The following is a 24,708-nucleotide window of genomic DNA, read 5'->3' on the forward strand; positions in this document are numbered from 1 at the left end:
TTTATATAACAAATTTTTATTTTACGTATATTAACTTTTCTTATTTTAAGTTCCACACGTTCCACAAATAGATAAAAACGTTGTTATATCAATACTTCGAATGGTGGAACTTGGTACATTTAATGTTCCACACAAGTTCCACGACCTTCCACACTAATCAAAAACCGCTCTTATACCTGGGTATTTTTGTTCTTCAAAACTTTTTTTGTTATCTATTTCAATTCCAACAAAATAGTTTGCGTCTCGTCTAGATTCTTTAACAAAACGCTCTTCCATTTTCTGACTAAAACTTTTCATCCCTAAAACTTTAGTTGAAGTAAGGTTATCGTTAGACCATGTTTTATATGCTTGATGTAAATTACTAACTTTTTCAGAACTGTTTTTATCAACTTTGCAACAATCCTCTATAAATTGTCCTAACGTATCCATCTCATTACGATATTTCTGTACTGCCTCTTTAAGTTTCTCTGGCATAGCCAAACCTTCCTGCATCCACATATAGGCGCCTTCAGCCATCCAATTTAAAATCGCCGGTGCTTCTCTTAACAATTTATATTTAAGATCTTTATCGACTTTTTCTTCAGGTATTTGTACATCGAATGGAATTAATACTAAACGTCTCCAAATACCATCATCGGTACCACGAATTATAGGTTTGTGGTTAGTAGACACCCATATTTTAAATTTAGGTGTATATTCGAATTCTTCAGCATATAAGAAACGTGCTGTAACTTTGTCGCCACCAGTTAACTGTTTGATTAAACCTTCATCAAAACGAAAACCTTCATTTGGTTCAGAGCTTGTTACAAATCTCGCTTTGCTTAACCGTGCAATGTCGGTATTAACATTGTCGTTTTTCTTAACCATTAATGACTTTGCTTGCATGTTGTTGGAATAATCCCCAAGTATTTCAGAAATAACTTCTACAAAGATACTTTTACCATTACGACCCTTACCAAATAGAATGAACATGATTTGTTCTCTTGTACTACCAGTAAGCGAATAACCTAATGCTTTTTGAATGTAGCGGATAACTTTTTGATCACCTGCAAAAATATCGTTCAAGAAATCTAACCATACTGCGGGTTGCATTTTTTCTGTATAATCAGTGTTGGTAATTTGTGAAAACATTTTATTGATATCGTGTTTATAAAGCTCTCTTGAAGTTAAATCAATATAACCATTCGCAACATTTATAAGCATGTCGTCTCTATCAAAGTCATCAGGTGTAGCAGGTCGTCGGTGCATGAGTTCATTCATGATGTTCTTTTTAGCTTGAGTGCCACGTGTTTTTTTATAATATTTTTGAAAGACTTCTCTAGCTTCTTCTTCTGTTACATCTTCGCTATGAAGTACTTTTTCATTTTTAATACTTTCAATCATTTCATCGATTAATTTACGAATTGACCCTTTATCATCAACCTTCCATTTCATACCGTCATAGATATAAAATTTATTAGCGATATAACTATATTTGTAAAGATTGCCGTATCTATCTATAAATCGGTCTGCGTTACCTGTATCGTCATAACTTCGAATTGGATATTCTTTTGTTTCTTCTTGATTATCAAATAGTTTACTTAACGCATATCTAAGTGGATTGTCATCTGTTTGCTGCTTAGGGGTATAAATATTGTTGGCTTCATTAATTGCTTTGAATAAGGTTTGTTCACCGTATGTGGAATTCTTTCTTTTTTCATCCCACTTATCACGGTATAGGTTTGACTGTCTAAAAATACTATCCATTTGTGAGTAATCTTTGGCACACCAGAAAGCTAGTATATTTGCAAGTGCCATATCTGCTTCTGAATGAGAGGTGTAATAAGGCTCGTAGTTACCTTTCATTAAATCATCAAATAATTTAGCTTGCTTTGATTTGTAGATTTCATTGATAACATCGATTTCTGATAAGTTATGGATATTTTGTTGATAATTGTTTGTGGTTGGATATTGCACTGTGTTATCTGGTAAATACTTATCATAGATTGTTTTGAATACTTGTTTTGATACTTCCGTTACGTCTTTATATTTACCGATTGACTTACCCGTCATGGTAAAAAATCGACCGCTATCGTACATTTCAATATTGCCTTTACGGCGACGAGTGCCGGGTATCTTGCCTTTTACAATAATGTGTAAACCGTTACCACTTGGACTGACCTCTGTATAACTTTTGAAAGCTTCGTTAAATTCGCTAACAATATTGTCTAACTTATCGCCTTGCTTAAATCTATGAAGATCATCATCAATATCATCAATATCAATGCCAAGGTATGGGGGTTCAAAAAAGAACCCTATACCGTCGACACCTTCAGCATTGACTGCTGTTTCGTAACTAGACCATGTGCTTTTATCATTTGATTTAGCGAACTCGCCAGTTTCGGCATTAAAAGGTATTTTTGTACGTTTACCATTACGCTTTTCAAACTTCCACACACACCAGTTATTAAGTTGTTTTAATTCATCTGGAATATTAGAAAGGGTATTCATCATTGTTTAAATCTACACCACCTGCAAACGCATTTTGTTCTGGTTTATCGTCTGACTTCCACTCGTGGTTAACTTGTGGGAATTTAGTATTTTTAAAGTTCCATGGTGCTACACGATTGACGATTTGCTTCTCGCCTTTATATTCGTTTTCTTCTTGCTTAACATAAACTCTGACTGGTTTACCTCTGAACATATCAAGTAATTGTTCGATACTTTCAATTGCAGTACCCTCTGGCACACCTATACCGTTTAAATAGTGCATGAAGTTATCCATTTTATATTTATATTGACCATCGATTGTGCGTTTCCATTCATCAACGAAAATCACTCTATTAGCATATTTTGCTTGTAATTCTGATGTTTTCTTTAAATCGTTTCTGACTACCAATTGAAGTTGTGTTTCTTCTTTACCGTTTTTAGTTGCACGTTCTGTTGCGCTCTTAATAACCACTTCGTATTCGCCTTCAGGTAGTGGACTGAAATCATTGCTTTCTAAATTTGAGTAATCTGTAGTAAATAATGTCATAATAATAAATCTCCTTAATAATTATATTTTTGTTTAATTGGCTTTAAGTCTGCATATAAAACCGGAAATGGTGCTTGTTTGTAATATGGATGATTAAATTTAATCCATGATTCTTTGTAGTTGTTTGCTTTTGTATAGAGATAAAAATCTTCTAAAGACTTTAGATCTTTCTTATCTTTTAAATCTTTGCTATATCGTTTAAGTGTGTAATCAACTTTAAACGGTTTGATGTCGGTAAGTTCTGCATCCTTTTGTTCTAAACCTTTTTGTTCTTCAAGTTCTAATTCATGGCCACAATTGGGGCATCTTTTTAATTTGCTTTCAAAAACTGTGAAGCATTCTGTACATTCTGCTAATGCAGGTGCGTCGTTTTGTTTCTTTTTACGCTTAGATTGTGACCCTTCAAAATAACGTTCCCAATCATGTGGGGTATCGGGTAAGCCATGTCTTGCATAATTTCCAACATGATCAATAATTAAAGCTTTTTTATTAGGTTGATATCGCATTGATCGCATAGCTTGCTGCATAAATAAAACAAGTGAGTCAGTAGGACGTGCTAAAATGACACACGTACAATCTGGAACGTCAAAGCCTTCAGAGATTAAATCAACGTTGCATAAAACTTTGATAGTGCCGTTTTTAAAATCGGACATAATTCTGTCACGCTCGTTTGCACTTGTTTTAGCGTCTGCATGTTCTGCGTTAATACCGGCATTTCTAAACTGTTCTGCAATATCTTTACTCGTCTCCACACTGTGGGCATAGAGTATAGTTTTTTGGCCGTTAGCAAACTTTTTATAATTCTCAACGATGTTGCCGTATATTGCTTTAGGTATGGCATTATCCATCGACTTCTTTGTGTAGTCGCCTGTGCTAGATTTCTTTAACTTACTTTCATCTGCAAGCACCACACTTTTATATTCGTAGTCTGCTAGTTTGTTATTTTTAATTAACCACTCAACTGATGGACCTTTGACCATTACGTCGTAAATATCTGTAAAACCTTTACCATTTGCTCGCCAAGGAGTTGCAGTGAAACCAACCCGTAAAGCGTTAGGAAAATAATCATAAATGTCTTTATACGTTTTCGCTCTACTATGATGTGTTTCATCAGTAACGATAATCTTAGGTGGTGTAAGTTCAGATAAAATATTTTTAGCACGTTTTTCTGAAAGAATATCTACATGGGTTAAATCGACACCATGTTTTTTTAAAGTGTTCTCGATTTGATAACTCAATTCTTTACGATGAACAATAAACAGAATGTGGCTACCTTTGTTCACAGCATTTTTTACAACTTCTGCAATCATGACCGACTTACCACTTCCTGGAGGACTTTGAATTAGTACACCAGATTTTTTTAGCAATATATGTCTTGCTTGATCAACAAGATTTTCTTGGTAGTCGTAGAGTTTAAACTCCGTCATCCACATCACCGACTTTAAACAAATCTTCTTGCAAACAATGTTCTCTATTATCTAATTGATTTTTAGCAAATACATTGTTGCTAGGACTTAAGATAAAACCACGTTTGCCTGATTTTTCGTTAAAAACTAATCGAGCAACCACTTGGCAAATACCTGCGACATTATCACGAATAGTTTTACGAATGTCTGGTACTGCTTGAGTAATTTGTTGACCTGCTGGAGTGTAATTTTCAAAGTTCGTTTCCCAAGCAATAAATACAAGTCGTTTCCCTAGAGATTGCAGGAAACGCAAGCTATCAATCGTAAAGAAGTCTACACGTTGATAATGTGACATTTCGGGTACACGTTCGTTTTTACCATTACGCCCTAGATTAGCTAGCATTGAACGGAACAATTCTGATATATTGTCGATGACAATCGTGTCGTATTGATTAACTATATCTTTGTTATCGTTAAACCATTTCATTAATTCGCCCCACTCTTCCCATGCATCGTGGGTATTAAAATTCAGAATGTCGATGTTCTCGTTGCCTTTTAAAGGTCGTTCTGATTTATCTACATTCACATAGAGTGTTTTACCGGGTAAGAAATTTAATGTGTGTGTCTTACCTGTGCCAGGTTTCGCATAGATAAGATACGTTGATTTGTCTGTTGTAATATCTTTAGCGCTCGATATATTAAACGTCATCGTTTACCTCCTCCAAATCTTCAAAATTGTATACTTTACGTGTTTCTTTTGTTTCGATTGTTGATACTTCAATCAAATGTTTATCCCAATCTATATCTATTTCATCTAAACCGTTAAATTTACGAGCATTACTTCTTAAAGCATTGTAATTAGCATATTCTTGAGCAGTAGGTTTATTAGTGATCCAGCGTCCAAAGTGATTATCTTTAATGCGATACTCTACTTCACAATTTAATATTGGCTCTTGCATTCACGTACTCCTCCAATCGTTTACCTGCTCTGTCCGCTCTAGCATCTGCACTTTGATATAGGCTTATATATAAATTGATATTGTCGTTTAAATCATTGATATGCTCATTAGCAGTATCTAGCTGTCTTTTTAGATGTTTGTTTTCTAAACTAACTAGCATTAAATCTCTACTGTCTTTGAGCAAGTTGTTATATTCTTTTAAAGATAGAGTTACCTCTTGCATATATGTGCCTCCCGTTATATGATTAAGATGAATTTTTTCTTAAGTGCTTGACTGTTACTCATTGCCGTGGGTATCAGTCTTTTTTTTTTGCGTAGTAACAAGTGTCAAAGAATAAATAGGTTAGCATAGCTACTAACAATGCAAATGCAGCTGCATTAGTGATAAACACATTTAATACGATTAATAATAGAAAGAACACTGCAATAAACATAAAACCTGTTAGTACAAACGTTTTATCTTCGTTAGTCATTTCTTCACCCCTTTGTGAATTTCTTCAAAATGTTCGTCGATGAATTTACTCATCTTTCTAGCGTTAAATCTCCAACGATTAAAATTTTCGTCTGGATAATGTACGATCCCTTCATCTCTTAACTCTTTCATGAATTTATGTCTTTCCAATAGTCGCTCTTTTACAGTTTTGTCAGATGTCATTTTGAGTTTCTTTTTTAAATCGTTCATATCCCAAACTGGGTCTAGTGAGTAGTTTATTAACTCGTCGTATTCGTCTTTAGCGACAAGTACGTGTGTGTCGGGTATTGGTACAGATACAGTTAAAGTTTGCGTCATCTTAAATACTCCTTTCATGTATAATTTAGTTATCAACCTAAGGAGGTGATATTCATGGATTCAAGTGCAAATGTCGAAAAATTTCCATTTGAATATAAAGTTGAAGTACCTGCAAATAGGGGTTCATCGAATCTTGATATCGAAATTCGTTGGTTAGATGAGGATAGAGATTTAATAGATCAGATGGAACGTGATGTAATCTATGCTGACGATGAACTTCATGTTATAGAGCAGCGTTATGAAAACGGATTTCACATCATATTTATACAAACTGCCGAAAAAATTATCCTTAAATCTAATTGGGAATTAGATGATATGGGAAACGGATCTTTTTTACCTAGAATTCAACAGAATTAGTTGTTGTTTCACCATGAGAAACGATATAGCTTCCGCTTTTGTTAACAACTAGTTTGATTGTTTTCAAACTGCAAGCCTCATTCTGCTCACTGCCATGAGTAGTTTGAGGTTTTTTATTTTGTTCTCGCATTTGTTATCCTCCTTAAGTTGTTTGTTCGATTGTGGGTAGAATGTCGTTATCGGTTTAACATCTTCCACTCTTCTAAATCTGTTACTGTATCGTTAATTTCAATCCCAGAAAGTGCATCAATCTCTTTAGAAATCTTATTTATTTCTTTAATAGCTTGTTGGCATTCATTAATTACTTTATTTTCAACAACAGTTATACCTGCATACACACCTTTATCTTCCGTTTCATCAAATAATCCGTTAAATAATTTTCTGACTTCTTCAACTTTAGATAAAGTTTTGTTGTACGCTTCAATTTGGCCTAAAAGTCTGGTGTGTTCACGTTGAAGTTCTATAACTTTTATTACATCTTCGTTTGTCACGCTAATCCCCCTAACCCAATCTTTCTAAAACTCCGTAATCTCCATGTCTTTCTGCTGTATCTATCTGACTATCTGTAAGTCGTTTATAGTTGATAGGTAAATCATCTAAAGTTAAACTTTCTACAAACGCAATCGCATCTTCACCGTCTACACTTCTTACTTGGTTGTATTTATTAACTTCATATTTCTTTTTAATGACTGTAAAAATACCTCTAATTAGATGGCCATATTTTTTTGAATATAATTCTTGAGATACTTGTTGACCGAAATATTCTCTAGTGAATTGATGACCTTTTCTAGAACAAAAAGAATGTAATCTATCAGCTTGTGGACCAGTTAAAGGTACTGTATTTCTAAAGTCGTCAAACTCTTTTCGTATTTCGTCGTACAACCCTCTGAATTCACTTTTCATTTCTGTAATTTCGTCATACATTTGTAGAATTGAATTCGCTTGAGCTACCATGTTTTCCATTTGATTTCGTGTTAATTCCATTATTTGATTAGACATCTATAACTTCTCCTTTTTTTAATTGTTTTCTTAATCTGTTTGCCATATCAGTTAAATCTTCGATAATTTTTTCAATAGGTTTTCTAGCATAATCGTTGTCGATGATATCTTTTGAAAAAGCTAAGTAACAAAGTGGTGCTACTTCTCGAATGATTTTTTCACTACCTTTGACCAAATCATAAATTTCTTTTTGTGCTTTTAATCTTTGTTGACCATCATTCAATTTGGCGTTCATGTCATTGATAGCTTTATTCAATTCGTCATATTTCTGTGACTTCTCACTCACTTCATCTCTGCGTTGCTCCATATTTTTGATGTCTTTTTCTAATTTTTCGTTACGTTGTTCAATGAGTTTTTGTTGGTGTCTTGATTGCGCTAGAGCGTTTTTAGTTTCTTGATAATCCTCAGGTTCCATATACTTCTCAATCACTTCTGGTTCTCTACTCTCTGCGTCCTCTAGTTGTTTCTTCGCAATCTCTTCGGAACGTTGCGCTTGTTCTACTTGAGATTGGAGTTGAGCGTTTTGTTCGTCACGTTGTTTGAGTTGACGTTTTAAATCTTGTATTTCTTTAACCGTCATTTCATCAACTGTTTTTTCTTCACCTTTTTCGGTTAAATGTTTCTTTTCTCTTTCTTCAACTGGAACACCAGTAATTTCATATAGGGTTCTACTTCCTAAATGCGACCACGTGGTCGTTTTTAATTGAGGGTCAGAAACAATTTTTATGAACCTTTGAGCCTCTCTAGGATGTATATCTACTTTTTCTAACCATTCAATCCACTCACCGTGAACCAAATCGTTTTCTTTAACATGTTTTAATCTTCGACCAATTTCATACATGCTATAACCGTTCATTTCTTTAAAAACTTTTAATTCAGATTCTATGACTGGTAAGTCATTACTAAGTTGTAATTCATTCAATCTAATTCACTTCCTTATAAGTGTCTTTTATGACACTAATTCTTCAAAAAAAATATCATTCATTTGGTCTCTAGTTAAATTGAGAACTTTAACAATAGTTTTAATTTCTTTGATGTCGAATTCCTGTTCTCCTCTAATCCTGCTATAATAGGCGCTTTTAGAAAGTTTCAGTCCATGTTCGTTTAATTCTTTTAAAAAATCGTTTACATGCATCTCTTTCATCGCCAAAGCAGAATAAAGCTTTGCTTTGTTCATTATTTAACACCTCCTGTGTCTTTTAGGACACTTTAATAATACACGCTATAAAATGCTAAGTCAATACAAAAGTGTCTAAAAATACATTTTTATTTTTATTTCCTATATAAGTGTTGCTTTTAAGATACTTAAGTGCTATATTTAGTACATACCAATTAGGAGGAAATTTAACATGAAACCCGACATTAAAAGTAGACGTAAAGAATTGAATTTAACTCTAGAACAAGTTGGAGATTTAGTAGGCGTTGGAAAATCTACTGTAAGAAAATGGGAAACTGGCGATATAGAAAATATGAAAAGAGATAAAATTGTAAAACTAGCAAAAGCGTTAAGAGTATCTCCGTCATATATTATGGGAATCGACGAAGAACAACGTCAACTAGAAACTCTACCAGTCAAAAAGATTCCGGTTGTTTCAAAGATATCTGCCGGCTTACCTATCTATAGTGAAGAAAATTTAATTGATTACATATACTTTGCAACTAACAAACTTAATTCTGATAAAGAAGAATTTGGTTTAAAAGTGTCTGGCGATAGTATGGATAAGATTTTCCAAGATGGCGATATCGTTGTGGTAGAAAAAGACTCTGTTGTTGAAAACGGTCAATTAGGTGTCGTTATGATTAATGGTTATAACGCTACCGTTAAACGTATTAGATACAATGGCGACCAAATTATATTAATTCCAGAATCAAACAATTCTAGCCACTACCCACAAGTGTATGGCAAAGACGATGAAGTAAAAATAATCGGTAGAGTTGTAGCAAGTCAAAAACTATTTTAATAAGCGTCCTAGTGGCGGTTTGAGATAAATTATTTTACCTCACTACGGCAATTACGCTATTACGTTTGAGCCGTTGAGAGTATTTAGGTTGCAACGTATCGCGAATAATAGAGATAATAAGCATTTTAATATAAACTATATTTAAACATTTTGAAAAGGAGCAAACAATTTATGAACCCTAATGAAAAATCTGGTATAGATGAATTTATGAATGATGAAATTAAATCGTTAGGCGTTAAGTATTATAGAGAATCCAGCGGTAACATAGAAGTACAGAATGCTTTGAAATCTGCTAGTAAACGTCTTAATGGCAATGTTGGCAAACCAGAGTTCACTTTTTTTAGTAGAGAATTCCTTGTTGTTATTGAAGATAAAAATGACATAAATTTACATATCTATTCCGAAGATGACACGATTATTTTAGACGATGAAAATATTGTACCTAAATACGCTGTTAATGGTGCTATACACTACGCTAAACATATTATCAACAATACCGATATAGTAAGCAAAGCTTTTGCTATTGGCGCTTCCGGTAATGGACATTCAAATAAAATTAGCATTTATTTTGTGGACGAAAATGAATATAAATTTATTTCTGATGTAAATAATCTCAACGATTTAAAAGAAGAAAATATCGAAGAGTTTTACCGTGTTTCAGTTTTAGGAGAGTTGCCGAAGGAAGAAAGAGAATTAAAAGAAGTAAATAAAATCGCTGCTGACTTACACGAAGATTTAAGAAATTATGGTTCTCTTGAAGGAGAAAAGAAAGCGTCTGTTGTGTCTGCAATTTTACTAGCTTTAGAAAATGAAGATGTTATTTTCAATGTCGATAAACTGCAAGGATTACAAGGTGAAGGCGTAAAAGATGGTGAAATTTTATTTGATGCTATCGATAAATATTTGAGAAATAATAGTTTAATGCCTCATGCTAAAATCGGTGAATTAAAAGATAATTTTACTTTTATTCAAAATGACTTAACTTTAAATAGAGTAAGAGAAGATTTAGGAATGACACCTTTAAAATACTTCACTATTAAATTAAATGAGAAATTGAAGAAAAACATCAAGCACTCTGATATGGATATTTTAGGTAATTTCTATGGAGAGTTTGTAAAATATGGCGGTAGTGACGGTAACTCTCTAGGTATTGTTTTAACCCCTAGACACATTACAAACCTAATGTGTGATTTAATTGATATAAACGAAAATGACTATGTATTAGATCCGTGTTGTGGTTCGGGTGGCTTTTTAATAGCTGCAATGAATAAGATGTTAAATCAAACAACAGATGAAAGTAAAAAAGTTCACATCAAACAAGAACAATTACACGGTATTGAATTGCAACAAAAACTATTTACTATCGCAACTACAAATATGATTTTACGTGGCGATGGTAAAAGTAATTTAAAACGAGACGATATATTTCATGTTGAAAAAGAGTTATATACAAATAAAATCACAAAAGCATTAATCAACCCACCCTACTCACAAGCTAAAACTAAAAACTTAAGTCACTTGTCAGAGATCAGCTTTATCAAAGAAACATTATCATTAATGAAAAACGGGGCTAAGTTAGCCGCTATTGTCCCTCAAAGTACAATGATAGGAAAGACTAAGAATGATAAAAACTATAAGCGTGAAATATTAGAAAATCATTCATTAGATACTGTAATTACGCTTAATAAAGATACTTTTTATGGAGTAGGAGTGAATCCATGTATTGCGGTTTTCACTGCAGGTATCCCACAGGATGATAAGAAACGTGTTAACTTTGTTAACTTTTCTGATGATGGATATGTCGTACGTAAACATGTTGGACTAGTTGGAGACGGCACAGAGAAATCTAAAAAAGAGTATCTTTTAAACGTTCTCAATGACTATGAAGATGCTGACACTAATTTTTTAGTTAAAGCCCCTATTACATGGGAGGACGAGTGGTTGCATAGTTTCTTCTATTACAATGAAGAAATCCCTACAGATGAGGATTTTGAAAAGACAATCGCTGATTACTTATCTTTTGAATTTGATATGAAATTGCACGGCAGGGGGTATCTTTTCGATGATGAAACTGAGTGATAGAGAGTGGAAAGAATTTAAATTAGAAGATATTTTTCATGTTGAATTATCGAAAGGAGATAATAAACCCAATCATTTAGTTAAAGGTAATACCCCTTTAATTTCATCTGGTGATAGCAATAATGGCATTGTCAAATTTGTGATTAAAGGAGATGAAAAAAGCCAAAAGTTTTCAAAAGACAAATTGACATTTGATATGTTTGGAAAGATTTTTTATCATCCTTATGAATTTTATAGTGTATCACATGGTAGAATTAATATTTTGTCAGCTAAGGTAAACATTTCTTCATTTACATTAATGTTTCTTATAGCTGTATTAGAAAAGTCTGGTAAAAATATATTTTCGTATAATAGGATGGCTTCTTCAAAAAGAATAAAGAAGCTAAAATTTAAAATTCCAATCACTAACGAAAACACTCCCGACTACAACTTCATGGAAGACTACATTAAAGAAAAGTATTTTAATCTAAAATCACAAATTAAAGAAAAACAAAAACATGAAATCACTGATTGGCGAGGATTAAATGATGTTGAGTGGGAGGATTATTTTATTGAATCTTTATTCCAAATAAAACCCGGTAAAAGACTGACAAAGAAAGAATTTACAAAAGGTAGTAAGCCTTTTATTGGCTCATCAGATCACAATAATGGAGTTACAAACTTTGTGGATAATCATAATTCAAGCGAAGATTTTAATGTTTTAGGAGTTAATTATAATGGAAGTGTAGTAGAAAATTTTTATCATCCTTATAAAGCTCTTTTTTCTGATGATGTAAAAAGACTTTCGTTAAAAATTAATGGGAATAAATACATGTATTTATTTATTAAAAATATGATTTTAAAACAAAAAGAAAAATACCAATATGGTTATAAATTTAATAGTACAAGAATGAAAAGACAAATCATTAAACTTCCCACTAAAAACAACCAACCCGACTATTACTTCATGGAACAATACATGAAACGAAAAGAAAATGAGGTTTTAGAAAGAATTTAACGGGTACACCACCGTACCCTTATTATTTTTTTACCTTTTTTGAGGAGGGATAGCATGCAAACACGATGTTATGACGGTAAAAAATGGCAATACGAGTTTAAATATGAGGGTAAGAGATATAGAAAGAAAGGCTTTAGAACGAAACGTGAGGCGAATTCTGCTGGGTTAGATAAGTTGAATGAATTAAAGCAAGGTATTGAATACGAACCTAATTTAACGTTATACGACTATTTCAAAACCTGGTGCGAAACGTTTAAAAAATCAACAGTGACACCTAAAACATATAAGTCCTATACCTCTGCGATTGAACATATCAACAATCACCCTATCGGTAAAAAGAAACTGAAAGACTTATCCAGATATCATTATCAAGATTTTATTAATGAATTTTCAAAACACCATTCTAAAGAATCTATTAGAAAGCTAAACGGTTATATTAGAACATCTTTAGATGATGCAGTATACGAAGGGCTTATAGCAAAGAACCCTACTTTTAAAGTTAGTTATAGAGCTAGTAACCCAAACAAAAGTGAAGATAGTAAGTATATCAATCTAAAAGACTATGAATTATTAAAGCAGCATTTGATGACTAAAGACAACGCATCATCACTCGTACTATTCATCATGATTTGTACTGGTTGTCGCATAAGTGGTGCTTTGAATCTAAAACGTGAATATATTAACCAAGTTAAAAGTGAAATATATATTGATGAGCATAAAACAGATTCGTCACCACGTTACGTGTCTATTAGTCAAAAAGATATGAACCATATCATTAAGTCTATTGATCAATTACCTAGAACAATTGACGGAACTATATTTGGTGGACTAACAAACAATGCAGTTAACAAACGTTTAAAAATATATTGTAACAATTTAGGTATCAAAGAAATCACTTCACATGCTTTACGTCATACTCACTGTTCATATTTATTAGCTAAAGGTATTTCTATATATTACATTTCGAAAAGACTAGGACACAAAAATATATCAGTTACTACTGAATTTTATTCACATTTACTTGAAGAAACATACAAAGAAGAAGATGAAAAAGCAACGCAAATAATAAGCGCAATGTGATTTTTAGGGACCCATTAGGGACCCAAAACCCCATGAAACCCGTCGTTATAAGGTTTATAGTATCCCTCCCAGGACGTCATTAACTAAAAATTACATATATTTTTAGGTTGAGAACGCTGTTATGACGGCGTTCTTTTTATTTTGTCTTGTAATTAGATACCATAGAAACTAAGCTAAACTGCACCAAAAATAGAAAAACCCGCCATGTTATGACGAGTTTCTGAGATAATATTGTTATACTGTTAGTTTAAAAATTTTCGACACATATTTGACACGTGATCAACAACTTTTTTACCTAAATAATTTAGTTTTTAAATGTAAGTATTAAATTAATTATTGAAATGACCAAAGTGACTATTGCAAAATAAAACGTTAAAGACGTTAGTTTTTCACTTCTCAATTTAAAAACTCCATTCAATATTAATATTCTAATAACCAATATTATATGTATTGGAATAAACACTTAGGAGTTAATTAAATGCTTAAGTGTCTATATATCAAACTTCAAATTCAATCGTTTCTATAATATGATTATCTCGATTTCTATAGTTTAGAATAGCACTACCATTTACTTCATCAATAACGAGTTCGGCAAACGTTTCTTCAATACTACTGCGAGATTGTGATATACTGCCTGGATTTATGACATGTACACCATCTAAATGCTCATATTTTGCAACATGAGTATGACCATAAAATGCAAATTGACATCCCTGAGATTTGGCTTTTTGTGCTAAATGCATACGAGTTTGATTTACTGAATACAAATGTCCATGAGTATATAAAGCCTTTATACCATTTATTACCACTTCTTCTTCATTAGGAAATTCAGGATAAAAGTCACAATTCCCTTTTACTCTTCTATATAGACTTAGTTCAGTATCATTATATTCAAATTCTGAATCCCCTAAATGTAATAAAACATCAGCATCCTTATGCGCTTCATATAAGTGATATAAAATACCAGATTCTGTATGATTGTCACTGACGATAAGCCACTTTGTCATTACTTTTCACTCTCCAAATAAGCATTCAATTTCTTAATTGCATTACCTCTATGACTGATTTCACTCTTTTCTGTTGCAGTAAGTTGAGCCATAGTTTTACCTTTTTCAGGCACATAGAAAATAGGATCATAACCAAAACCATGCTCACCCTGTCTTTCAGTAGTAATCACTCCAGAAACAGTACCTTTGAAAGTTTGAGTAGTTTCATTAGGTGCACTCATACTAATGACGCAAACAAATTGTGCATCTCGATTTTCGATACCATCTAAATTTTTTAATAATTTATCAATATTAGCATCATCACTCTTATCTAATCCTGCATATCTAGCTGAATAAACGCCAGGTTCGCCATTTAGAGCTAATACCTCTAATCCACTATCATCTGCTATCACACGTTTATTCAATACTTTTGCAGCTTCTTCAGACTTTAATCGTGCATTCTCTTCAAAAGTTGTTCCCGTTTCCTCTACATCAAAGTCTTTTATTAGTTCTGATATACCTATCACATTGTCATTGGGAAAAATTGATTTAAAATCATTAATTTTACCTTTATTATTTGTAGCAATTACGATGTCTGCCATTCATATTCCTCCTTGATTATTCATCTACACTGATGCGTTCAACTTCAACATCTAATTTTAACCATTGTAAAATGATATTTTTAATATGCACTGTATCTCCAGTAGCAAAGAATCTATGCTCTGGATGTTGTGTATAGCTCGCATGTTCATTACTAAAAGTTAATAAAGCACTAACTTCACGTGCTGTTTCTAATCCAGAGGAAATAACTTTTTTCTCTCCTCCAAAATAATCATTTATAGGCTTATATAACAATGGATAGTGTGTGCAACCTAAAATTATCGTATCTGCATCAGTATTTCTCCACTGCTTTAACGTTTGATGAATGACAATACTTGTAATTGTAGGATCATCGTAGCGCATTTGTTCAACTAGTGGAACAAACCCTGGGCAAGCTACACCATAAACATGGACGTTTGGATTAATGCGCTTAATATGATGTCTATACGCCTCAGATTTAATAGTTCCTTCAGTCCCTAAAATTAAAACATTTTGATTTTTAGTAGTCATAATAGCTGTTCTTGACCCTGGCTCAATAACTCCAATAACTGGAATAGGCAACATTTGTTGCAAATGTTCTAATGCTACAGCGGTAGCTGTATTACAAGCTATTACAAGCATTTTAATATCAAATTGCATTAATTTATTAGCAAGTTGAGTAGTAAATTGTTTAACTTCATCACCAGGTCTTGGACCATAAGGACATCTTGCAATATCCCCTAGATAGTAAATTGTTTCGTTAGGTAATTGACGCATGATTTCTTTAGCAACTGTCAACCCACCAACACCTGAATCTATAACACCAATTGGTTTATTCATCTTCATTCATCCTTATAACACATAATACATTTATTTTATCATATACATGCTAAGAGTTTGACTAATCCGATTAAGCATTCATATACATAACTTAAAATGCTTTATATAGAAAAAAGTAGTTAATCAATTCAATTAAGAATCATTAACTACTTTTCAAATTATAATTAAATGTATATATTAATCTACTTTGTGGTCTGAACCGAAGAATGATTTAAACATATGGAATGTTGTTTCTCTGTTCATAGCTGCGATAGAAGTTGTCAAAGGAATACCTTTCGGACAAGCATTTACACAGTTTTGAGAATTACCACATTCTTGCAAACCGCCAGCACTCATTAAAGCGTCTAATCGTTCGTCTTTAGTCATTGCACCAGTTGGATGTAAGTTGAATAAACGAACTTGAGAAATTGCCTGAGCACCAACGAATTTATTATTTTGCGTTACATTAGGACAAACTTCTAAACAAACACCACATGTCATACATTTAGATAACTCATAAGCTGTTTGACGTTTTTTCTCAGGCATACGTGGTCCTGGTCCTAAATCATACGTACCATCAATCGGAATCCAAGCTTTCATACGTTTTAAGTTATCAAACATTCTAGTACGATCCACTTGTAAATCACGAATAACAGGGAATGTACTCATTGGTTCAAGACGAATAGGTTGTTCTAATTGATCAACAATTGCTGAGCATGATTGTCTAGCACGTCCATTGATGACCATTGAACAAGCACCACAAACTTCTTCTAAACAGTTCATATCCCATGTAACAGGTGTTGTTTTTTCACCTTTGTTATTTACTGGATTACGTCTGATTTCCATTAAACATGCGATTACGTTCATATTTTCTTTATAAGGAATTTCAAACGTTTCTTCATACGGTTTAGAATCTTGATTATCTTGTCGTTTGATAATCAACTTAATTGATTTTTGTTTTGGTTCTTTTTGCTCTTTTTCATTTGTATTGCTGTCGTTTTGGCTAAGTTCTTCGGGAGTGTCTTTTACTGATTGATTGTCAGCCATTATTTTTTACCTCCTTTAGACTTACTTGTATAGTCACGTTTACGTGGTGGAATTAAACTTACATCAACTGGTTCATAAGTAAATTTAGGCGCTTCTTCTCTACCTTGATATTCAGCTAATGTTGTTTTTAACCATTCATCATCATTACGGTCAGGGAATTCTGGTTTGTAATGTGCGCCACGAGATTCGTTACGATTGTAAGCCCCAATTGTAATTACACGTGCTAAAACTAACATGTTCCACAATTGACGAGTGAAGAATACAGCTTGGTTACTCCAAGTTTGTGTATCTTCCATATCAATATTTTCATAACGTTTCATTAATTCGACGATTTTTTTATCTGTTTCTAATAATTTATCGTTTTCACGAACAACTGTTACGTTCGCTGTCATAATTTCACCAAGTTCACGGTGAAGTTTATATGCATTTTCAGTTCCACGCATATTTAATAATTTATCAAAGCGTTCTTGCTCTTCATCGACACGTTTTTGATAAATGCTGTCATCTAATTCAGTATATGTTGTTTCTACATTCTCAACATATTTTATTGCATTAGGGCCAGCTACAGTACCACCGTAGATTGCAGATAATAATGAGTTGGCACCTAAACGGTTACCACCATGTTGAGAGAAATCACATTCCCCAGCTGCGAACATTCCTTTAATATTAGTCATTTGATCATAGTCTACGTATAAGCCACCCATTGAATAGTGAACGGCCGGGAAGATTTTCATTGGTACTTTACGTGGGTCATCACCCGTAAATTTCTCATAAATTTCAATAATACCACCAAGTTTAACATCTAATTCATGTGGATCTTTATGAGATAAATCAAGATAAACCATGTTTTCCCCGTTTATACCTAATTTCTGATTGATACATACATCAAAGATTTCACGCGTTGCAATATCACGAGGTACTAAGTTACCATAATCAGGATATTTCTCTTCTAAGAAGTACCAAGGTTTACCGTCTTTGTATGTCCAAATACGACCACCTTCACCACGTGCTGATTCACTCATTAGGCGTAATTTATCATCACCAGGAATAGCTGTTGGGTGAATTTGAATAAATTCACCATTTGCATATTTAGCACCTTGTTGGTATGCAATTGATGCCGCTGAACCTGTATTAATCATTGAGTTTGTTGTTTTACCGAAGATGATACCAGGTCCACCAGTTGCCATAATAACGGCATCTGAACCAAAAGATTTAATTTCAGAAGTTGTCATATTTTGAGCTACGATACCTCTTGCAGCATTGTCCTCATCTTTAACAATTCCTAGGAATTCCCAACCCTCATACTTAGTTACTAATCCATCTACTTCAAATGAACGTACTTGTTCATCAAGTGCGTACAATAATTGTTGACCAGTAGTTGCACCTGCAAAAGCAGTTCTGTGATAAAGCGTACCACCGAAACGTCTAAAGTCTAATAGACCTTCTTTTGTTCTACTAAACATAACGCCCATACGGTCCAATAAATGAATGATTGATGGAGCAGCTTCAGCCATAGCTTTAACAGGTGGTTGGTTTGCTAAGAAGTCCCCACCATAAACTGTATCATCAAAGTGAATCCAAGGAGAATCCCCTTCACCTTTGGTATTTACCGCACCGTTAATACCACCTTGGGCACAAACAGAGTGCGAACGTTTAACAGGTACAATTGAGAATAAATCTACATGCGCACCTTGTTCTGCAGCTTTAATTGTTGACATCAGACCGGCAAGTCCTCCACCGACAACAATAATTTTTTTCTCTGCCATAGAAAAGTCACTCCCCTAAAATATATCGATAGCTTAACGTAATTGCTTAAGCTCATTTGATAAGTACTTGATATAAATACTTATCTAAAATTCAACGTACTATATATGATTACAAATTGTGTTTTATACAAATGCGAAAATTGCAGATACTCCAATGTATCCTAAAACTAAGAATACGATTAAAGAAATCCAAGTGAATACACGTTGTGATTGTTTAGATTGTAAGAATCCCCATGTTACAAAGAATGACCATAAACCATTTGAGAAATGGAAAATAACACATAAAACACAAACGATATATACGATAACCCAAATTGGATTTTCAAGTGTTTTGTGCATCAATTCAAAATCAACTGCTTTACCAAAGAAGTATTTTTGAATTGTAGTTTGCCATAAATGCATGAAGATAAATACGAATGTCACAATACCTGAAAATCTTTGTAATGCAAACATCCAGTTTCTAAATAAAGAATAATGACCGATATTTTCTTTAGCTGTAAATGCAATGTGAATACCATACAAACCGTGATATAAAATTGGAATATAAATTAATAAAAATTCAACTGCTAATAAAAATGGAATTGATTCCATAAAGCCAGCTGCCTTATTAAAAGCCTCTGCCCCTTGTGTTGCTTGATGGTTCACAATTAAATGAACAACTAAAAATGCACCAATTGGAATAATACCTAGTAACGAGTGAACACGTCTAAGGTAGAATTCATTTTTAGACTTTGCCAAAAGGAGTCCCCCCTGTAAAACTATTGATTTAAATAGTTTATTTGTAAGAAAGTCTTTTCAATCAAGAAACATCATAATGATTTACTATTTTATTTAGTACTTGTCCATTGTTAAATTATTGTGACAATAATCAATAAATATCGGTTCTATTAAGAACTATGTAAACAAGTAGGACTTAAAAAAGTAAATAAATCATATTTGTTTTAATGAGAAATGCTAGTATTACATTAATCATTAATAAAAACACTTTAATGATAATGTTTCTCAATTAGAAAACGCTTCCATACTTTCTTAAAAAAATAAACTTTTTGTTAACTGTATTGTAACATTTTTTATATGTTTTTGGGCTATGAGAATAATTCTCATAGCCCTTTTTTTAATTAATCATTTGATAGTGCTTGCTGCAAGTTTATTGCAACCTTTTCAGGAAGTCCCGCTTTCTTCAAATCCGCTACACTCGCTTCCTTCATTTTCTTAATCGAACCAAATGTTCTTAATAAACTTGTCTTGCGTTTACTTCCAATTCCATCAACAGTGTCCAATACTGATTGTAATCCTGTTTTTTGACGTGTTTGACGATGGAATGTAATTGCGAAACGGTGTACTTCATCTTGAATTCGATGTAATAAATAGAATGCTTGACTATTCTTCTTCAATGGTACAACTTCTGCATTTGGTCCATAAAGTAACTCTGACGTTTGGTGTTTATCATTTTTTCTTAATCCAGCGACCGGAATATCCAGTCCTAGTTCATTCTCAAGAACATCTAATACACCTGACATATGTCCTTTCCCACCATCAACTATAATCAAATCAGGTAATGGTAAGCCTTCATTTAGAACACGTGTGTATCTACGACGAACAACTTCTCTCATTGATTTGTAGTCATCAGGTCCATCAACTGTTTTGATTTTATATTTTCTATAACCTTTTTTATCTGCTTTTCCATCAACAAAGGTTACCATAGCAGACACAGGGTCTACACCTTGTATGTTTGAGTTATCAAATGCTTCAATACGAATAGGTGTTTGAATACCCATTCGTTCACCGAGCTCCTCTATTGCCTTTATTGTACGTGATTCATCTCTAGCAATTAGCTCGAATTTATTTTCAAGAGCGACTTCAGCATTATGGTTTGCTAAATCTACCATCTCTTTTTTTGCGCCACGAGCTGGCTGTACAATTTTAGTATCTACTACAGATTGAATCATATCTTTATCTAAATTTTTAGGAACATGTACTTCTTTGGGTAATATATGCTGATTTAAACTATAGAATTGGCCTATAAATGTATAAAATTCTTCTTCTTCAGATTGCTGTTGTAAAGGAATCATTGTAGCATCTCTTTGTATCAAATTACCTTGACGAATAAAGAAGACTTGAATGCACATCCACCCTTTAGAGACACTATAACCAAACACATCTCGAATCGTATTATCAGATGACATAATTTTTTGTTTTTTAGTTAAATTATGAATATGTTGTATTAAATCACGATATTCTTTTGCACGTTCAAAATCTAATTTTTCACTAGCATCCATCATACGATCTTCTAAATTTTTAAGTATAGTTTTATCTTCACCATTTAAAAAATCACTTATTTCACGAGTCATTTGTGCATAAACTTGTTGATCAACATCATATACACATGGTCCCATACATTGTCCAATGTGATAATAAAGACATAATTTATCAGGCATTTTATCACATTTTCTAAAAGGATAAATACGGTCTAATAACTTTTTTGTCTCTTGAGCTGAATAAGCATTAGGGTATGGTCCAAAATATTTTCCAGTACCTTTTTTAACTGTACGCGTAACAATTAACTTTGGATGCTTTTCTTTAGTAATTTTTATAAATGGATAACTTTTATCATCTTTTAATAGAATATTGTAGCGAGGCTGATACTGTTTAATTAAATTTAATTCTAAAAGCAAGGATTCAGTTTCACTTGAAGTTACTATAAATTCAAAATTTCGGATTTCTCCTACCAACCGAGTAGTTTTTGCATCATGTGCACCTGTGAAGTATGAACGTAATCTATTTCTTAAACGCTTGGCTTTGCCGACATAAATCACTTGATCATTACGATCTTTCATTAAGTAACAACCCGGTTCAAATGGAACTACACTTAATTTATTTTTAATTTTCTCTTTGTAGTCTGACAACATTTATCCTCCTTCCCATAAAATTAACTACACATAAAAAAGACGGAGCTATTACATTCTATGTAATGCCCCAGTCTCATATACGTTCAAATTATTCTTAAAGATGTTTATCTAATACTTCAGCTAAGTTTTCTTTAGGTTGGAAACCTACTACTTTATCAACTGGTTCACCGTCTTTAAATACGATTAAAGTTGGGATACTCATTACTTCAAATTTAGCTGCTGTTGATGGGTTTTCATCAACATCTAATTTTAAAATATCAGCTTTTCCATCATAATCTCCAGCTAATTCTTCTAAAACTGGTGCGATCATTTTACAAGGTCCACACCAAGTTGCCCAGAAATCAACTAATTTAACGCCTGATTGAATATTTTCATCAAAGTTTGAATCCGTTACTTTTACGATTGCCATAAATGCCAATCCTCCTTAAATTTTGAATGATGAGCAAATTATAACAGACTTTAGTAGTACGTGCATTGCAGTTGCTCACTTATTAACTATCTATCAATAATTGTCGAATCTCACTCATATCATTTTATTTTCACTGGCTTAATTGTACGTTATTTTCTAAAAAAATCAACAACACTGCTTACACTTTAATATACCTTATTTAAGTTCAGCTACTGTCACACCAAAACCACCTTCACTTGGCATACCACCACGATATGATTTAACACTTTTATGTTTTTTCAAGTGATTCTGTACGGCTTTTTGAAGTGCACCGGTACCTTTCCCATGAATAATATAAACTTGCTCATAATTACTCAAGACAGCTTGGTCAATATATTGATCTAATTCGCCAACTGCTTCCTCATAACGATAACCACGTAAATCTAATTCAGTTTTAATTGTTTGACGATTTTGTCGAGTTACCATCTTAGTTGGCTTCTCTTTTTTCTTTTTAGTTTTTTCAAGGTCCTCAATAGGTAATTTCATTTTAATAATACCCATTTGAACAACTGCTTCTTCTTCATTTACAAGTTCTAATACTTCGCCCTTTTGACCATATGATAATACTTTGACCTCGTCACCTTCATGTATTTCATCATATTTTTGTTTTTGCACATCTTGTTTTATTGATCTCTCTTCATATTGATCATCTAATTGTTTCTTTTTATCAATAAGTTCGTGTTCTTTGACATCTGCACCTTTTTGATCACGTAATGTTCTTAACTCTTTTAAGATTGTATCCGCTTCTTTAGTAGCAGATTTAACACGTTGATTTGCTTTTTCTTTAGCTTCATCCATCAATCTTTTCTCATAATTTTTATACTGCTCGTATTGTTGCTCTAGATCGTCATGAGTTATTTTAGCTTCTTTTAAAAGTCTATCTAATTCTATTCGTTGTTCATCAACACGTTTTGAATTCTTTTCAAGAGATTCAATCATTGAATTAATTTCTTGTTCATCAGTCCCAATCATGGTCTTAGCTTTATTAATAATACCTAAGCTAAGTCCTAATTTGCGGGAGATATCAAATGCATTTGAACGACCAGGTACACCCATCAACAATTTATACGTGGGACTTAACGTATTAACATCAAATTCAACACTAGCGTTCATGACACCTTCACGATTATAACTATATGCTTTCAATTCTGGATAATGTGTTGTAGCCATTACTAATGAACCTATTTCACGAACGTGATCTAAGATACTCATCGCTAAGGCTGCACCTTCACTTGGATCAGTACCTGCACCTAATTCATCAAATAAAACTAAACTATTTTTATCTGTCTCTTGCAAAATTTCCACAATATTCTTCATATGTGAAGAAAAAGTGGATAGTGATTGTTCAATTGATTGCTCATCACCTATATCACAATAAACATTTTCAAAGACACTTAACTGACTACCATCTAATGTCGGAATTAGTAAACCTGATTGTGCCATAATAATAATTAATCCAAGTGTCTTTAATGTAACTGTTTTACCACCCGTATTTGGACCTGTAATTATGACAGTTTCAATATCATCAACAAATTCAATTGTATTAGCTACAACCGTATCTTTATTTAATAGTGGGTGATATGCATTAGGTAAATAAACGGTTCTATCTTTGTAAAATGTAGGTTTCGTTCCTTTAATTGAGCGTGCATATCGTGCTTTAGCTGTTAAAAAGTCAATTTGTCCCATGACTGATTCAGCAATTAAGCAACTATCTGCTTCGGCAGCAACCATACCTGTTAATTCTGTTAAAATACGCTCACGTTCTACTGCTTCATCATTTCGTAAACGACTGATTTGATTATTCATTTCTACAATCGATGATGGTTCGATATAAAGCGTTTGTCCAGAGGCAGATTGATCGTGAACAATCCCTTTGAAATCTTGGCGATATTCGGCTTTAACCGGTATAACATTACGATCATTACGTACCGTTATAATAGCATCAGATAATTTCTTCTGATTGGCTTGGCTTTTAACGATACGGTCTAAATTTTGTCGTATGCGTTGGTTTGTACTTGAAATTTTACTTCGTATACCTTGCAATTCATAACTTGCGCTATCATATAAATCGTGTGTATCACATTTTTCATTTATCTCTTGGAAAAGATCCGATAAAATTGGTAATTGGTTCATTTTATCATTCAAAATTGGATACTTAACAACTTGTTCATCTTCTTCTAATAATTGATTATAAAATGTCTTAAATTGATTTTGAACTTGAATTAAACGTTTAACTAAATTTAGCTCTGTAACATTTAATACGCCACCTATATTTGCACGATGAATCAATGGTGAAATTTTGGCTAAACCACTTAAACTTGGCAAACGATGTTTATTATAAATTTGTGAAATTTCATCTGTCTCATTCATTTGAAATTCTACTGTTTCAAAGTCAGTGGCTGGAGACATCTTAGACACTTTTTCACGCCCTAAGTCACTTATTGTTTCCGAAGCTACAAATGACTTGATTTTATCAAATTCTAAGACGTCTAATGTTTTTTGTCTCATAC

27 protein-coding genes are annotated in these 24,708 nt (G+C 32.9%); 5 read left to right on the forward strand and 22 right to left on the reverse strand.

What is annotated here, in order from left to right; all coding sequences use genetic code 11:
- Window positions 1-153: 153 nt before the first annotated feature.
- The 8 genes from SBL15_RS00325 to SBL15_RS00360 form a co-directional block, all read right to left on the reverse strand.
- A complete protein-coding gene (locus tag SBL15_RS00325; RefSeq protein WP_317952378.1) occupies window positions 154-2,493 on the reverse strand; it encodes a phage/plasmid primase, P4 family in 2,340 nt (779 codons plus the stop codon).
- Window positions 2,474-3,016 (reverse strand): DUF669 domain-containing protein, encoded by a 543-nt coding sequence (locus SBL15_RS00330; protein WP_233643365.1) that lies wholly within the window; start codon window positions 3,014-3,016, stop codon window positions 2,474-2,476. Before SBL15_RS00330 ends, SBL15_RS00325 begins: the two co-directional genes overlap by 20 nt.
- 14 nt (window positions 3,017-3,030) lie before the next feature.
- Complete coding sequence (locus tag SBL15_RS00335) at window positions 3,031-4,443, reverse strand: DEAD/DEAH box helicase (RefSeq protein ID WP_142837038.1); 1,413 nt, start codon at window positions 4,441-4,443, stop codon at window positions 3,031-3,033.
- The gene (locus tag SBL15_RS00340; RefSeq protein WP_317954825.1) at window positions 4,430-5,131 is read right to left on the reverse strand and encodes an AAA family ATPase; all 702 of its coding nucleotides are present in this window, start codon (window positions 5,129-5,131) and stop codon (window positions 4,430-4,432) included. The genes SBL15_RS00335 and SBL15_RS00340 overlap by 14 nt, the downstream gene beginning before the upstream one ends.
- Window positions 5,121-5,381 (reverse strand): DUF2483 family protein, encoded by a 261-nt coding sequence (locus SBL15_RS00345; protein WP_317954827.1) that lies wholly within the window; start codon window positions 5,379-5,381, stop codon window positions 5,121-5,123. Before SBL15_RS00345 ends, SBL15_RS00340 begins: the two co-directional genes overlap by 11 nt.
- The gene (locus SBL15_RS00350) at window positions 5,356-5,604 is read right to left on the reverse strand and encodes a hypothetical protein (RefSeq protein WP_317954828.1); all 249 of its coding nucleotides are present in this window, start codon (window positions 5,602-5,604) and stop codon (window positions 5,356-5,358) included. Before SBL15_RS00350 ends, SBL15_RS00345 begins: the two co-directional genes overlap by 26 nt.
- 73 nt (window positions 5,605-5,677) lie before the next feature.
- Window positions 5,678-5,854: a hypothetical protein gene (locus SBL15_RS00355; protein ID WP_317954830.1), complete on the reverse strand. Its 177-nt coding sequence runs from the start codon at window positions 5,852-5,854 to the stop codon at window positions 5,678-5,680.
- Window positions 5,851-6,171, reverse strand: coding sequence for a DUF771 domain-containing protein (locus SBL15_RS00360; protein ID WP_107609710.1), 321 nt, complete (start codon window positions 6,169-6,171; stop codon window positions 5,851-5,853). The genes SBL15_RS00355 and SBL15_RS00360 overlap by 4 nt, the downstream gene beginning before the upstream one ends.
- A 54-nt stretch (window positions 6,172-6,225) precedes the next feature.
- Between SBL15_RS00360 and SBL15_RS00365 the strand changes: the two genes are divergently transcribed.
- On the forward strand, window positions 6,226-6,528 hold the full coding sequence (locus SBL15_RS00365; protein ID WP_317954834.1) for a hypothetical protein: 303 nt from the start codon (window positions 6,226-6,228) through the stop codon (window positions 6,526-6,528).
- On the opposite strand, the gene SBL15_RS00370 is transcribed toward SBL15_RS00365, so the two are convergent.
- From SBL15_RS00370 to SBL15_RS00390, 5 genes are read right to left on the reverse strand one after another with little or no spacing between them, the layout of a single operon-like run.
- Window positions 6,509-6,658, reverse strand: coding sequence for a hypothetical protein (locus SBL15_RS00370; RefSeq protein WP_317954836.1), 150 nt, complete (start codon window positions 6,656-6,658; stop codon window positions 6,509-6,511). The genes SBL15_RS00365 and SBL15_RS00370 overlap by 20 nt on opposite strands.
- Before the next feature lie 46 nt (window positions 6,659-6,704).
- Window positions 6,705-7,019, reverse strand: a complete 315-nt coding sequence (locus tag SBL15_RS00375; protein ID WP_317954837.1) for a hypothetical protein — start codon at window positions 7,017-7,019, stop codon at window positions 6,705-6,707.
- A gap of 10 nt (window positions 7,020-7,029) precedes the next feature.
- Entirely contained in the window at window positions 7,030-7,527 is a 498-nt protein-coding gene (locus SBL15_RS00380; protein WP_107637438.1) for an ORF6C domain-containing protein, read from the reverse strand.
- Window positions 7,520-8,449, reverse strand: coding sequence for a DUF3102 domain-containing protein (locus SBL15_RS00385; protein WP_317954839.1), 930 nt, complete (start codon window positions 8,447-8,449; stop codon window positions 7,520-7,522). Before SBL15_RS00385 ends, SBL15_RS00380 begins: the two co-directional genes overlap by 8 nt.
- Before the next feature lie 27 nt (window positions 8,450-8,476).
- On the reverse strand, window positions 8,477-8,704 hold the full coding sequence (locus tag SBL15_RS00390; protein ID WP_002474229.1) for a hypothetical protein: 228 nt from the start codon (window positions 8,702-8,704) through the stop codon (window positions 8,477-8,479).
- Between the two features lie 172 nt (window positions 8,705-8,876).
- Here SBL15_RS00390 and SBL15_RS00395 point away from each other — a divergent pair, with 172 nt between their 5' ends.
- From SBL15_RS00395 to SBL15_RS00410, 4 genes are all read left to right on the forward strand, one after another.
- Window positions 8,877-9,488, forward strand: coding sequence for a LexA family protein (locus SBL15_RS00395; protein ID WP_317954844.1), 612 nt, complete (start codon window positions 8,877-8,879; stop codon window positions 9,486-9,488).
- 171 nt (window positions 9,489-9,659) lie between these two features.
- A complete protein-coding gene (locus tag SBL15_RS00400) occupies window positions 9,660-11,567 on the forward strand; it encodes a class I SAM-dependent DNA methyltransferase (RefSeq protein WP_317954845.1) in 1,908 nt (635 codons plus the stop codon).
- Window positions 11,551-12,564: a restriction endonuclease subunit S gene (locus tag SBL15_RS00405; protein ID WP_317954847.1), complete on the forward strand. Its 1,014-nt coding sequence runs from the start codon at window positions 11,551-11,553 to the stop codon at window positions 12,562-12,564. The genes SBL15_RS00400 and SBL15_RS00405 overlap by 17 nt, the downstream gene beginning before the upstream one ends.
- A gap of 54 nt (window positions 12,565-12,618) precedes the next feature.
- A complete protein-coding gene (locus SBL15_RS00410) occupies window positions 12,619-13,644 on the forward strand; it encodes a tyrosine-type recombinase/integrase (protein ID WP_317954849.1) in 1,026 nt (341 codons plus the stop codon).
- A 497-nt stretch (window positions 13,645-14,141) separates the two neighbouring features.
- Here the strand turns inward: SBL15_RS00410 and SBL15_RS00415 are convergent, their stop codons facing one another.
- From SBL15_RS00415 to SBL15_RS00455, 9 genes are all read right to left on the reverse strand, one after another.
- Complete coding sequence (locus SBL15_RS00415) at window positions 14,142-14,651, reverse strand: YfcE family phosphodiesterase (RefSeq protein WP_107611885.1); 510 nt, start codon at window positions 14,649-14,651, stop codon at window positions 14,142-14,144.
- On the reverse strand, window positions 14,651-15,232 hold the full coding sequence (locus SBL15_RS00420; RefSeq protein WP_053018965.1) for an XTP/dITP diphosphatase: 582 nt from the start codon (window positions 15,230-15,232) through the stop codon (window positions 14,651-14,653). The genes SBL15_RS00415 and SBL15_RS00420 overlap by 1 nt, the downstream gene beginning before the upstream one ends.
- 16 nt (window positions 15,233-15,248) lie before the next feature.
- Window positions 15,249-16,049, reverse strand: coding sequence for a glutamate racemase (gene racE / locus SBL15_RS00425; RefSeq protein ID WP_037536248.1), 801 nt, complete (start codon window positions 16,047-16,049; stop codon window positions 15,249-15,251).
- Between the two features lie 177 nt (window positions 16,050-16,226).
- On the reverse strand, window positions 16,227-17,075 hold the full coding sequence (gene sdhB, locus SBL15_RS00430) for a succinate dehydrogenase iron-sulfur subunit (RefSeq protein ID WP_317954851.1): 849 nt from the start codon (window positions 17,073-17,075) through the stop codon (window positions 16,227-16,229).
- Window positions 17,075-18,841 carry a succinate dehydrogenase flavoprotein subunit gene (gene sdhA, locus SBL15_RS00435; RefSeq protein WP_317954853.1) on the reverse strand — a complete coding sequence of 589 codons (1,767 nt, stop codon included), beginning with the start codon at window positions 18,839-18,841 and terminating at the stop codon, window positions 17,075-17,077. The genes sdhB and sdhA overlap by 1 nt, the downstream gene beginning before the upstream one ends.
- Window positions 18,842-18,964: 123 nt before the next feature.
- Window positions 18,965-19,579, reverse strand: coding sequence for a succinate dehydrogenase cytochrome b558 subunit (locus tag SBL15_RS00440; protein WP_011276091.1), 615 nt, complete (start codon window positions 19,577-19,579; stop codon window positions 18,965-18,967).
- 380 nt (window positions 19,580-19,959) lie between these two features.
- Window positions 19,960-21,747: an excinuclease ABC subunit UvrC gene (gene uvrC, locus SBL15_RS00445; protein ID WP_182477415.1), complete on the reverse strand. Its 1,788-nt coding sequence runs from the start codon at window positions 21,745-21,747 to the stop codon at window positions 19,960-19,962.
- Window positions 21,748-21,844: 97 nt separating this feature from the next.
- The gene (gene trxA, locus SBL15_RS00450; protein WP_011276093.1) at window positions 21,845-22,159 is read right to left on the reverse strand and encodes a thioredoxin; all 315 of its coding nucleotides are present in this window, start codon (window positions 22,157-22,159) and stop codon (window positions 21,845-21,847) included.
- 195 nt (window positions 22,160-22,354) lie between these two features.
- Window positions 22,355-24,706: an endonuclease MutS2 gene (locus tag SBL15_RS00455; RefSeq protein WP_317954855.1), complete on the reverse strand. Its 2,352-nt coding sequence runs from the start codon at window positions 24,704-24,706 to the stop codon at window positions 22,355-22,357.
- Window positions 24,707-24,708 lie beyond the last annotated feature (2 nt).

It is taken from the genome of Staphylococcus sp. NWU MKU2 (genome assembly GCF_033283605.1).
Lineage (GTDB): Bacteria > Bacillota > Bacilli > Staphylococcales > Staphylococcaceae > Staphylococcus > Staphylococcus haemolyticus.